We start from the raw sequence: 13,373 nt of genomic DNA on the forward strand, positions 1-13,373 counted from the left end.
GCGGGAGATGGTCGCCCCTCTCCCGCCGGGAGAAGGAACGAAGAGCAGCCCCTCTCCAACCGGGAGAGGGGTTGGGGTGAGGGTCCGACCTCCCTCCGCACCGCCCATGCCGCGCACCGCCATTCGGGCCGGCGCCAGCGCCCCTATACTCCGCCGCTGCCTTCCTGCGCCGAGAGTCGCCGTGTCCGTGTCCTCCCTGCCGCTGCGCGACGTGCGCGACGATTTCCTCGGCCATCCCAAGGGCGTCTACGTCTGCTTCTTCACCGAGATGTGGGAGCGCTTCTCCTTCTACGGCATGAAGGCGCTGTTGCTGCTCTACCTGACCAAGTACCACCTGTTCGGCGACGACGCCGGGCTCGACCTGCTAGGCGCCTACGGCGGCCTGGTGTACTGCGTGCCGGTGCTCGGTGGGCTGCTCGCCGACCGCTGGCTGGGCATGCGCAAGGCGGTGGTGTTCGGCGGCCTGTTGCTGGTGCTCGGCCACATCGGCATGGCCTTCGAAGGCCACGCCGCCACCCGGATCAACGGCGAGGTGGTCCGCGACACCGCGTCCCTGGGCGTGACCTACCTGTCGCTGGCGCTGATCATCATGGGCGTGGGCTTCCTCAAGCCCAACATCTCCACCATCGTCGGCAAGCTGTACCCCGCCGACGACCCGCGCCGCGACGCCGGCTTCTCGCTGTTCTACGCCGGCATCAACCTCGGCGCGCTGTTCGCCTCGCTGGTCTGCGGCTTCCTCGGCGAAGCCTACGGCTGGCGCTACGGCTTCGGCGCCGCCGGCATCGGCATGCTGCTCGGCCTGGGCATGTTCCTGTGGGGCCAGAAATACCTGCACGGCCACGCCGAGCCTGCGCAACCCGCGCTGCTGCGCGAGCGCGTGCTCGGCGTACCGCGCGAATGGGCGATCTACGGGAGCGCGGTGCTGGGCGTGCTGCCGGTAGCCGCCTTGATGTGGGCCGCGGCCAACGGCGCCTTCAGCCTCGGCGGGGAAATCTCCCTGGCCCTGCTGCTGATGCTGCTGGTGCTGGGCGCGGTGCTGCTGTGGTTCGCCTGGTTCACCGGCACCCAGTGCACCCCGGTGCAGCGCCAGCAGATGATCGCGCTGATGGTGCTGATCGCGATGGCGCTGGTGTACTTCACCCTGTACGAGCAGACCTACGGCTCGTGGGTCACCTTCACCGACCGGCTGATGACCAAGGACATCGTGCCGTCGCTGGTGATCCGCGGCGGCACTCCCCTGCCCTGGTCGATCGCCTCGCTGCTGCTGGCGCCACTGGGCTTCGTGCTGGCGGCCTCGCTGTCCGACCGCCGCCCCGGCTCGTCGGCACCGCGGCGGCTGTTCGTCGCGGTCAGCGCGCTGATGCTGCTGTTCCTGGTCCGCGACTGCCTGGTGCTGCCGCAGACCGCCGGCTCGCTGACCTACCTGGGCGCGCTGTTCCTGGTCCTGCTGGCGCCGTTGTTCGCCGCGCTGTGGGCGTGGCTGGCGCGGCGCGGACGCGAGCCGTCCAAGCCTGCCAAGTCGGCGCTGGGGCTTCTACTGGCGGGCCTGTCCTTCGTGCCGCTGGCGCTGGCCGCGCAACAGGTCGGCGCCACCGGACAGATGGCCAGCGTGTGGTGGCTGGTGCTGGCCTACTTCGTGCTGGAGGCCGGCGAGATGTGCCTGTCGCCGGTCGGCCTGTCGGCGGTGACCCAGCTCGCGGTGCCGCGCGTGGTCAGCCTGATGATGGGCACCTGGTTCCTGGCCACCGCGTTCTCCGAGGCCCTGGCGGCGCTGTTCGGCAAGCTCGCCGCGATCGAGGTGCCGGACGGCCAGACCCTCAACATCGCAGACGCCGCGGCCAAGTACGCGCACCTGTTCTGGCTGCTGCTGTGGATCGGTGTGGGGTGCGGCGTCCTTGCCTTCCTTGCCGCGCCATTGCTGCGGCGGATGATGCACGGGGTGCGCTGAGCCGCGGCGTCGCCCGCGCGGCGGCGCAACCGGTCCACATGTCGACGCGGACGCATGTTGCGTGGCCGATGACGAGGACGGCGATCCCCGCCGCCAGCCACACTGAGCCACCGAACCCGACCGGCGCCAGTGCAGTCGCGATAGCGACCGCTGGAGCGCCCGCGGCCAGGACACAAGTCGGCCAGAATGAGCGGCGACACCGCAAGCAGGTCGCTGCTCTGCCCCAACCATTCACGGCGATCGCTCCGATGGGCGCGCTGCTGGACGTCGCCCTTCACACACATCAGCGGCGGTTCATCCACACCGACATGGCCTGCCGCGCAGCGATACAGCGAAGGCTCCTTGGCCACAGCCATCGCCTGATGCATAGGCAACAGTTGACACGATGGATGCAGAGCGGCGCTCAACAGGCTTGATTTAAAAGTTTCAAATGAAACCTTGATTAATCCATCTTAACTTGTCATGCCATGAGCACAGTGCTAGGTTCCATCCGTCGCCGCATGACGACATAAGGAAAAGGAGCTTCGTGATGAAGATTCAAGATTCCAAACTCGAGAAACAGGATTCCCATCCCAACCCGTTCGCCATCCAGCTCGACGAGCCCATGCAAAATATTGCGGCGCCGGGCGTCTGCGAGATGAAACCCTATCCCGGTGAAGATTCTCGCTGGTATTCCACCAAACCGGGCGGCTAAAACGACGGCGATTCCATCAAGACGATGCGATTAGGAAAAGGAGCTTCGCGATGAAAATTCAAGATGCCAAACTCGAAAAACAGGATTCTCACTCCAACCCGTTCGCCATCCAGCTCGACGAGCCCATGCAAAACATCGCGGCGCCGGGCGTCTGCGAGATGAAGCCCTATCTTGGTGAAGATTCTCGCGGGTTCTCCACGAAACCCGGTAGCTAAAACGACGGCGATTCCATCAAGACGCCACGATAAAGAACGCCGCCATCAGGCGGCGTTCTTCTGTCCGAAAGCGCGATGACCACACAACGCCGATCGCAGGCAGCCGAGTCGCCATGATCAAGGCCAATATCGCTTTTCCCGACCTCGAGCATCCCCCGGTGTGGCAGGACAGTACCCTGTGTCTCGGCAAAAGCCAGATCGCGCCCTACCGTCACTCCGCTGTGGAAACCGTCGTGGTTCGCACGCAGGGACAATGGTTCGCGACGGTACGCGAGCGTTGCAGGGATGTCGCATGGGAAAACACCGAGACGGGCGCGTTGGTCGACGCCGATCGATTCAACCAACTTTACAAAGAAGCCCTTCTATGGCCGCTTGATTATCTCATGATCGAAGTGGCCCAGGCCGGATGCCGACTGAAGTTGCGCGCCGGCCTTCTCGGATCGGCGCCGGTCTACTGCCGGGTCACCGATGACGCAGTGGAAATCTCCTACGATCTGGCCGACTTTTTTTCCCGGCCCACCACCATCGACCTGGAGATGACCAGCCGGCGTCTCGCACTCAGCGCAGACTACTCCGCCAGGCAATTGTGCTCGGGCGTTGTGATGCTGACAGAACGCGCCGCGCTTTACGCGGAGCCGGGCAAGACGCGTTACGTCTATCCTTCGCCTGCTGAAACCCTATCGCCTTCCGAAGAAGCACTGATCGACTACGGCATAGAGCGATTCGAGCAACTGTTGCATCGTGCGATTTCGATTCGACCCGCATCGAAGCAGGTGGCCGCGGAGTTGAGTGGAGGCATGGACTCGGCGACCGTTGCGTGCGCCCTGACTCGATCGCATGACAACCTCGTGAGCTTGGGAATCTTGCTCGACGAGGGACATAGTCAAACCCAGGCCGAACGCCGCCGCATGCTTGTTGAAAGGCTGGGCCTTCGCGACACGCGCATCCCTATCGATTCATTTCCGCCAACGCTCGATCTGCAACCCAGTGCGGATCGACCGAACTATCCCCTTGCCGAGTTCTATCTCGAAGCGTTCGAAAATCTATGGGACAGCGCTCAATCACAGGGCAGCGAATGGCTTTTCACCGGGATTGGCGGAGACCAGCTGTTCCCAACATACCGTGACGAGGACCATCCCACTGCCAGTCCTGGCGACAGGGTGGTCGCAGAAGCCAAGCGTCGCGCGAACCTGTTGTTGACGCCCCGAGCGCTCAATGCATCACGTTCGATCAGCGGATTTGATGCTCCCGCCGGCCTGTTGTCTGCATCCGTATTGGCGTCGAGCGCGTGCCAGGCTCCCCATCTGCTTCGGCGAGGCCTTTGGCCGGTCAATCCGTTGAGCGATCCACACTTGGTTTCTTTTTGTCGGCTCCTGCCTCTGCAGAGCCGTAAAGATCGAGAAACGATGTGGCGGTACTTGCGCGCCAACGTAGGCGACGTATTTCCACGAAACTATTGCAAGGAAACGTTCGCCCATGTGCTTCCTGGACTGATCGCACATCAGGCAAAGACGATCACCCTGCAACTGAACGAGTGCGCCCTTGCCGACTTGGGCCTGGTCAACCGAGACGCTGCCCTTCAGTTGCTGGACGAGTTGGTGGCGACGCGCGCACGCCCGCTGACGGCGCCGCTGATCTCGTTCCTTTGGCTGGAGCGCTTCGTTCGACAGTTTGCCTGACAATCGCAGTCAGCAGGCATCGAGGCCGCTGTCCCAGCGTACGCAGCTCTGGCTGCACGACGACGCCGAAACGGCCGGCGGCATGTGAGGCAACGCCAGTTCTACCTGCCAGGCAGCCGGCGGCATTCGCCTTGGGAAAGCGCGCGCTACGGCCAGTTCCTCGACGTCGCCGAGGCGGCGGCCAGGTCCGTGTACCGGTTCTGGCTGCTGCCTGGACCGGCGCGGGTCGCGCGCCCCTGGCCTTCCTTGCCGCGCCGCCACTGCTGCGGATGATGCACGAGGCGCGCTTAGCGGGTTGCCGGCAAGGATCGCGGCCTGGCCCCGCAACGCCAGGGCTTCACAACCGATGCCTTCTCCGCGTCATGCAATGGCAGGTGCAACCTGCAGGCGCCCGGTCCGATCAGGACCAGGCCCATCACACACAAGCTCACTCAGGGAGATCGCATGAAAACACACTGGAAACGCGTCGCGGCGCGCGGCCTGGCCGGACTTGCATTGCTCTGCGGCACCTGCGCGTCGGTTCAGGCCGCATGCCCCTACCCGTTCCGGCTGAGCGGCAAGATCGACCAGCCATGGAAACAGGTAACCAATTCGGCGTGGAACAAGATGTTGCCGCCGCAATGGACCGACAACGGCTTCCATTTCTACAGCCGGGTCCGCGATCGCGGTCCGGCCGATGGCATCAACACGCCGTCGGATCTGGAGTCGGAAATCCTAAAGAAAGTCAGCGAAGGCCCCGAGGGCACACCCAATCGCTGGCAGATCCTGCTGCCGCTGGTCAATTCGAAGGGCGCGAATCTGCGCGTCATCTACGACTACGATGGCGGCAAGACCTCCAAATGCCAGTTGGTCACGCTGAGCTACTGAGTCCAACCGGCATCAGTGCGGCCCGGAAAGCACCGGGCCGCTCTGATGCTGCAGAGCTGTAGCGCATGGCGCCTCGGCGCCCTCTTCAGGCGACAGCCGCCTACTGCTTCGCTGCCGCCGGCGCCGCCTGCGCACCACCCAACGACTTGCTCAGGAACGCCAGCAGCCGGGTGTAGAACTCGCGGCGATGCTCCTCGGTGTAGAAGCCGTGGCCCTCGGTCGGGACATACAGTGTTTCCACCGGCACACCGGCCTTCTTCAGTGCGGCTTCCATCTTCTTGGAGTGCTGGATGGGCGCGCGCTCGTCCTCGCCGCCAGCCGCCAGGAACACCGGCACCTTGATCTTGTCGGCGAGATTCACCGGCGACACCACGGCCAGCTCGCTGGGAGAGCCCACCCATTCGCTCAGGTAGGTCTTGCCTGAATCGCGCTGCTGAGTATCACCTTTGACGTACAGCATTGGTAGATCGTAAACACCGATATAACCAGCGGCGCAGCGATACAGCGACGGCTCCTTGGCCACACCCATCAACGATGCATAGGCGCCATAACTGGCACCGTACATGCAGATGCGCTGCGGGTCGGCGATGCCCTGGTCGATCGCCCAGCGCGTGGCGTCGGTGACGTCGTCCTGCATCTTGCCGCCCCACTGGCCGGCGCCCGCCTGCTTGAACGCACGCCCGTAATTGCCCGAGCCGCGATAATTGACCTGCAGCACCGCGTAACCGGCACTGGCCAGGATCTGCGCATCCTCATCGAACATGCCCTTGTCGGACTCGCCGAACGGACCGCCATGCGGCATCACCACCATCGGCACCTTGCCGGACTTGGCCGCCGCCGGCAGCGTCACGAAGCCGTGCAGCGCAAGACCATCACGCGCCTGCAACGCGATCGGCCGCACTTCCGCCAGCTTCGGCGGCTGCAGCGCGGCACGACGCGCGAACACGAAATCGGCCTTCTTGGCAACGGTGTCGAACAGGTAGAACTCGCCCGGGTTACGACCGGACTGCACGTTGACCAAGTTGAGCCGGCCGTCGCGGGTGCTGGAGGTGACGTACACCGCCTGCCCCGGGAATGCCGCCTCCAGCGAACGCTGGGTCTTGGCTTCGGGCGAGGCGCTATCGAAGAACAGGCTGCGCGGCGTGTCGCCCAGCACCTGGACACCCACCGGGACGCGGGTGCCATGGCGATAGATGATCGCGTAGGGATCGGCCAGGGCATCGCGCGCCACCACCTTGCGTTCCCCGTTGTCCACATTCCAGGACTCGATCACGTCGCTGCCCTTGGCCTGCTGGACCAGGAGATAGGCGGTATGTCCATCCTCGGAGAACCCGATCGGCGCCTCCACGTGGTGACTGACGTTTTCGTCGTTGACCAGTTTCCAGTCGCTGCCCTGCGTATCGCGATAGAACAGCTTCTTGGCGTTGTCGGCATCCGCCCCCAAGGCGAAGCGCACCTTGCCTTGCTCATCGCTGTAGAAATTGGCACCGCGCACCTTGGGCGAACCGGTCAGCAACCGCCGGCGGCCGCTATAGACGTCCATGATCTCGGTGCGGCTGTAAGGGTCCTGGCTGGTGCTGAACGGCTCCGCCTGAATGATGACGTTGCGGTCGTCGCCGGGCAGCAGGCCAACGAAATACGCGGCAACTTTTTCCACCTTCTTGGTCTGGATCAGCGTGCCCGGCCCGTTGCCGGTGACGCGCTGGCCCACCAACAGCTCCGCCGCCCCGCCGTCGGCGTTGATCGCGAACAGTTCTCCGGTCCCCCACGGCTCATCCCGCTGCCCAATCTTCTGGACCATGTTGAACAGCACGCGCGTGTCGTTGACCCACACGAAATCGGAGACGTGCGTGTTCTTCTCCATCGAGAAGCTGCCGACGATCTTGTTGTCGGAACGGCGCATGATCGCCAGCGCGGTCCGATCCTCCAGCGGCACCGTCGCCGCGTAATACTCGCCGGTCGGCGACAGCTTCAATGTTTCGACCTGCTCTTTGACCAGATAAGGCGCCAGATCCACCTGCGCCCATGCATTCCCCGCTCCCAGCAGACACAACAACGCGACTGCGCGCATCCCCTTCTTCATTCCTTGTTCCCCAGTTTCCTAGTGGCGTGACGTACGCGTGAAGTGTAATCCGTCACAGCCTGCGGCGCTGCGACTTCCGGCACCGCGCACGTGGGCCGCGCAGATGGCACTGCGCGCAACAACGGGCCACGATCGCCGCTGCCTGCCGAAAACGAAAAGGGCGACCTTACGGCCGCCCTCCCCTTGCCACCGCCTGCGTTGGATCAGAACGCGACGCGCAGGCCACCAGTGATGCCGTACGCCGAGCGGTTCTTTCCGACTTCCGCGTTCAGGCCGACGTAGACATAGGTTCTCTGGGCCAGCCTTACCGTGCCATTGGCGTTCAACTGCACGAAGCCGCGGCCGATCTCGGGCGCCGCCGTCTCGAAGCGCTGGCCGGCCAGGGTGTTGTGCACCGTCGGATCCAGCAGGTCGCCGGTGTCGGCGCCCACCGCGACACCAGCACGCCAGGTCTGCTCGGCGGCGAGCGGATCGGCATCCTTCGAACCCAACGCCACGCCCGCGAGGATCCGTGTGCCGGTCTGCGACAGGGCGTCGAGCGAAAGCGCCGCCAGCGAACCGCCGCGCTCGCTGATCGCGTCGCGCTCGACCTTCTGCCAGATCACGCTGGCATAGGGCTCCACGCGGTTACCCGCCGCCGTCTGGATCGGGAAACGCATGCCGGTCGAAGCCATCAGGTCCTTGCCCGATGTCCGGCTTTCGATCGATGCGCCGCCCAGCGGATCGGCACGGTGCGTCAGCCAATCCGTGGAGCCGTAGGCGACGATGCCATCTAGCACGACACGACCCGCCTGCTGCTGCGCGTAGAGCATGCCCGCGTTGCCGCGGACATTGCCACGGCCGCCGTGCGACATCACGCTGGTGTCGTGGTGACTGGCGCCCACGCCGACGACAGTCCCGCCATCCGCATACAGATCGATGCCGGCGCTGGTGCGGTCAGTTCCGGTATCGAAGCCCGAGCCCTGTCCGTCGGCGACGGTGCGGTTGCCGTCGCGGGTCACATTGGCCCAGGCCTGGTGCCCGGCCGCGGCCTGCGCATCGGTGCCGAGATGATCGGCGACGTCGCGCTGGATGCCGAGGCCCGCCACGCGCGCGGCAGCGGCCTGATCGGCATGCACTTCGCCGCCGAGACTGGCGACCATCGGCGCGACTTGCGTCGCGCCCAACGACGACACCGCATACAGCAGTCCGGTCTGGGCAGCGGTGGCCGATCCGGCCACTTGCGCGTTCAGGGTGCTGTCGAGCGCACCGGCGACGTTGAGGGCGTTGCGGTTCGCGGCGTCGCCCAGCAACGGCGCATAGGACAACGGCGCGACGCGCAGATCGATGCTATTGCCATTGTTGACACCATAGAAGGCGACGAAACGCGCATTGGTCGGCAGACCATCGGACGGAGCGATCGAGCTGAAGCGACCGACGACGCCGCCATCGGCGGTGACGATGCGGAAGGTCGTGCCCAGAACCGGCGTATAGGTATTGCTTGCGCTGCCGGTCATGCCGCGCAACAAAGGCTGCAACACGCCGTTGGCGAAGAAGCGATGCCCGGCGCCGACTACCAGGAGACGCGAATAGTTGCCGACACCATGCGCGGTTCCCAGACCGTCGATGTCCATCTGCATGGTACTGGCGGCGCTCATCCTCACATCGCCGCTGACGACGAGCGTACCGGGCGAGGCACCCGGCGCCAGCTTGCCATCGACGGTCACCGGGCCGCTGATCGCCCCAATGCCACGCAGCGTCGCGCCTTGGTTGACCTGCACGAAGCTGCTCGCCAGCACACCGTTCGCCGCGAGCATGCCCTCCGCCACGCAGGTTCCGCTGCCGAGGATCGCGTTACCCGAAAGGTTCAGGCGTCCGGCACCGGATTTCACGAAACAGCCATTGCCGGACGCCTCGGCGATGGTGCCGGACAGTTCGGTGGAAGTGCCGGTGGCCACATCGACGCCCGCGTTGCCGCTGAGCAAAACCTGCTGATTCGTGCCCAGCGTCGCCACCGTCTGCAACATGCCGCCTTGCAGCAGGATCTGCCCCGTGCCCAGCGAAGAGCCACTGTCGATACGGACCACGCCGCCCTGGATGAGGGTACCGCCGCTGAAGGTGTTTTTGCCGCTCACCACCAGCGTGCCGCCGCCAAGCTTGGTCAGGCCGCCGCTGCCGCTCATCTCGCCCTGCTGGGACAGCGTGGCGCCGTCGAGCGTGGTGATGCTCGCACCCTGCGGACCGAAGCTGAAACCGCGCGTCGTGCTCATCGTGTTGGTCACGGTGAGGTTGCCGCCATTGAAGGTCACCCCATTGGAAGCATCGCCGAGATTGGCATCGGATGAGATCTGCAGGGTCCCGCCGTTGAGCGTGTTGCCGCCGGTGTAGGTATTGGCACCGCCGAGCACCAGCGTGCCGCCGTTGACCGTGGTGCCACCGCTGTGCGCAGCCACGCCTTCGATGTCCAGCGTGCCCGCGCCGTTCTTCACCAAGCCGCCGCTGCCGGACACGGGACCGTTGGCGGTCAGCGTCGTGCCCGCATCCGTGGCGATCGCGCCATTGCCGTTGAGCGTCAGCGCGCGACCGGTGGCGAAGTTGCCGGTGGTATGCAGCGCACCGCCATTGAAGGCGATGCCATTGGAGGCATCGCCGAGATTGGCGTCGGAGGAGATCTGCAGGATCCCGCCGTTGAGCGTATTGCCGCCGGTGTAGGTATTGGCACCGCCAAGCACCAGCGTGCCGCCGTTGACCGTGGTGCCGCCGCTGTGCGCGGCCACGCCTTCGATGTCCAACGTGCCCGCGCCGTTCTTCACCAGGCCGCCGCTGCCGGACACGGGACTGTTGGCGGTCAGCGTCGTGCCCGCATCCGTGGCGATCGCGCCATTGCCGTTGAGCGTCAGCGCGCGGCCGGTGGCGAAGTTGCCGGTGGTATGCAGCGCACCGCCATTGAAGACGATGCCATTGGAGGCATCGCCGAGATTGGCGTCGGAGGAGATCTGCAGGGTCCCGCCGTTGAGCGTGTTGCCGCCGGTGTAGGTGTTGGCACCGCCGAGCACCAGCGTGCCGCCGTTGACCGTGGTGCCGCCTCTGTGCGCGGCCACGCCTTCGATGTCCAACGTGCCCGCGCCGTTCTTCACCAGGCCGCCGCTGCCGGACACGGGACTGTTGGCGGTCAGCGTCGTGCCCGCATCCGTGGCGATCGCGCCATTGCCGTTGAGCGTCAGCGCGCGGCCGGTGGCGAAGTTGCCGGTGGTATGCAGCGCACCGCCATTGAAGACGATGCCATTGGAGGCATCGCCGAGATTGGCGTCGGAGGAGATCTGCAGGGTCCCGCCGTTGAGCGTGTTGCCGCCGGTGTAGGTGTTGGCACCGCCGAGCACCAGCGTGCCGCCGTTGACCGTGGTGCCGCCGCTGTGCGCGGCCACGCCTTCGATGTCCAACGTGCCCGCGCCGTTCTTCACCAGGCCGCCGCTGCCGGACACCGTACCGGTGCTGGTGGTGGTGGTGCCGGCATCGGTATTGAACGTACCGTTGCCCGTCACCACGACATTGCGCGCGGTAGCCACGCTGCCCATGGTGTGCAGGGTGCCGTTGTTCAGCGCCAGACCGCCCGACGCGTCACCGAGGTTGTGATCGCTGGAGACCTGCACCGTCGCATTGGTAACGCGGGTGCCGCCGGTGTAGGTGTTGTTGCCGCCGAGCAATTGGGTGCCGCCATTGACGTCGACGCCTCCGCTGCCGGAGACCGTACCTGCGATGCTGCCGCCATTGGCCTGCGACACCACCAGATCGTGGCTGCCAAGCGCGACATCGCCCAGACCGCCGATATTGCGAACCGTCACGTTGCCGCCTGCGCCGGAAAGATCGAGCGTGCCGTTGTTGGTCACGCCACTGGACGAGGCGATGCTGCCCGCGCCGCCGATGGCGAGGGTCGCACCGGTGTTGACCGTGGTCTGGCCGGTATAGGCGTTTTGGCCGGTCAGTGTTACCGCACCGCCCTGGCCGCTGTTGGCGATGGTGAGCGCACCAGGGGTACCTGCGCTATCGTCCGAAATGGCACCGGTCAGCGTCGTCTGGTGGCCGGCCTGGTCGATCGTGCCGCCATGGTCGGTGATGGTGAAGGTCTGGTTGAGGGTAGTGTCCTGGGTCGGCAACAACGTACCGCCGTCGAACTTGCCGTTGTTGCTGCCGAGCGTGGTCGTGGTGGTCGGCTGATTGATGACCGTTAAGGCGGGACCACCCGCATTCTGCGTCTGCGACGGGGAAGCCAGGGACGTGAAATAAGGATTGTTGGGAGTACAGTCGGCCGCAGGACCGGTGAGGCTGACGCATTGGCCGGCGTAGACGCCAAGCTCGATGTCGTTGTTGCCAGCGCCCGCGGTATTCGCAAATCCGGTGGTGGAAGCCGTGAACCTGATGGTGTAGGTCGTGCCGGCGGCAAGGCTGATGCCCTGGTAGATGCCATCGAAGCTGCCGACCGCGCCGTCGTACCAAGAGCCCGCGACGCCCGCCTGGTTCACGTTCGTGGTCGACGGACCGGACGTGCCTGGAGCATGCCAGACACCCGCTGCTTCCGGCGTCGTACCGGTCTGATAGACGATGCCCCAGCCGGCAGGCGCCTGCAGTCCGCTTTGCGCATTCGCCGCGCCGCCGCGCACGAAAAGCGGATTATCGAAGAGGTTGGTGGAACTGTTGATCTCGTAGAGGCCGACATTGCCGAAGGTCCAGTAGGACGGATCCTGGCGAAACGCGAACAGCACGTAATTGTTGCCGCTGCTGGTTGCGGTGTAATTGACGGAGTACACCTGGAACTGGTTTGGCGTATTGCTGGCGCTGTTGGACGCCGAGCCGTTATTGATGTCCAGGAGCGCGCCGGTCGGCATGGCGAGATTGGCGGCGTGCGCGGGCAATGTGAATGCCAGTGCCAGTGCCAGACTGCTCATACCATTCAGGACAAATGGCGTACCGTCCCGGCCGCGCACAGCAGACCGGCCGCCACGCGAGGTGGATCTGGCATGTTCGGATGTGACCACCATCTGGCCGAGCGCACGGTTCCAGACGATGCGGAAAATTTTGTTCATTGATGACGCCCCCTGTGATCCTGGATTCATATGCAGTTCGCCCTCCTCACCGAGGGCGAAAGCGACTTGACGCAAAACAGAGGGCTTGCCGTAAGCCAACCTCCTGCTAATCGCATCGATCCGACATTGACATTGGCTTAACGCTATTTCGTGACAAAAACCAAATAATTTGTCTACAAAACGATCACGTATCGACATTGTGTGACACAAATTTAGAGTCAATCACAAAAATTGTGATGAAAGTCACAATTGAGATGAAGGCATCAATGTGGCCGCTTCCATTGATCCGCCACTGAACTTGGCGCGGTACCACTGACCCGACGCCACTCCTGCGCCCCAGGGACACGCGCTACGGAAAGGCGATCCGACGACGGTAAAAGGCGCCGTATCCATCGCTATCGCAACTACGCATTCGCACGCACGTCAATCTCCGCAGCTCGCCTAGGGTCAAGGCGGAGAAGCTGCGGGCCGATCCATAGCGAGAAAGCCTGATTCAGTGCGGGATGGTTGACGCCCCGCCTTTGCGTCAGGTCGGTACCATGGCCGCACAGGTTGCAGCACGCACTGTCGTTGTCGCCCGTTGCGGGCAGTCAGTTGAGGTGGCGCACACTGGAAGCCAACGATGTCCGCAGGGGAAACGGACATGGTGTGGCGTCAGGCTCAGGGCAATCAGGCGTCCGAGCGGACGCAGTCTCAGAGGACGATTGCAGACAGGTACCAGGCCCGGCAATGATTCAGCCACATTGGAGCCAGGCGCACGTTGCCGCCAGATCCCGCGCCTACTCCCCGAACTGCCTGGCCGAGATACCGGCAAGCGTCGACCCCAT

The 13,373-nt window shown here is 64.6% G+C and carries 7 protein-coding genes; 5 read left to right on the forward strand and 2 right to left on the reverse strand.

All coding sequences use genetic code 11. The annotated features are described in order from the left end of the window. Positions 1-181: 181 nt before the first annotated feature. The 5 genes from AC1PME_RS13185 (at position 182) to AC1PME_RS13205 (ending at position 5,403) form a co-directional block, all read left to right on the forward strand. Complete coding sequence (locus AC1PME_RS13185; RefSeq protein WP_481096103.1) at positions 182-1,948, forward strand: peptide MFS transporter; 1,767 nt, start codon at positions 182-184, stop codon at positions 1,946-1,948. 529 nt (positions 1,949-2,477) lie between these two features. Continuing rightward, positions 2,478-2,642, forward strand: coding sequence for a hypothetical protein (locus AC1PME_RS13190; protein ID WP_254458448.1), 165 nt, complete (start codon positions 2,478-2,480; stop codon positions 2,640-2,642). Positions 2,643-2,692: 50 nt separating this feature from the next. Then, complete coding sequence (locus AC1PME_RS13195; RefSeq protein ID WP_254458449.1) at positions 2,693-2,857, forward strand: hypothetical protein; 165 nt, start codon at positions 2,693-2,695, stop codon at positions 2,855-2,857. A 113-nt stretch (positions 2,858-2,970) separates the two neighbouring features. Continuing rightward, the gene (locus tag AC1PME_RS13200) at positions 2,971-4,536 is read left to right on the forward strand and encodes an asparagine synthase-related protein (protein WP_481096104.1); all 1,566 of its coding nucleotides are present in this window, start codon (positions 2,971-2,973) and stop codon (positions 4,534-4,536) included. Between the two features lie 444 nt (positions 4,537-4,980). Beyond that, a complete protein-coding gene (locus AC1PME_RS13205; RefSeq protein WP_481096105.1) occupies positions 4,981-5,403 on the forward strand; it encodes a hypothetical protein in 423 nt (140 codons plus the stop codon). A gap of 100 nt (positions 5,404-5,503) precedes the next feature. Here the strand turns inward: AC1PME_RS13205 and AC1PME_RS13210 are convergent, their stop codons facing one another. Continuing rightward, the gene (locus AC1PME_RS13210) at positions 5,504-7,267 is read right to left on the reverse strand and encodes an alpha/beta hydrolase family protein (protein ID WP_430543968.1); all 1,764 of its coding nucleotides are present in this window, start codon (positions 7,265-7,267) and stop codon (positions 5,504-5,506) included. A 422-nt stretch (positions 7,268-7,689) separates the two neighbouring features. Next, on the reverse strand, positions 7,690-12,546 hold the full coding sequence (locus AC1PME_RS13215; RefSeq protein ID WP_481096106.1) for an autotransporter-associated beta strand repeat-containing protein: 4,857 nt from the start codon (positions 12,544-12,546) through the stop codon (positions 7,690-7,692). Positions 12,547-13,373: the final 827 nt, after the last annotated feature.

Source organism: Xanthomonas sp. NCPPB 901 (assembly GCF_056725085.1).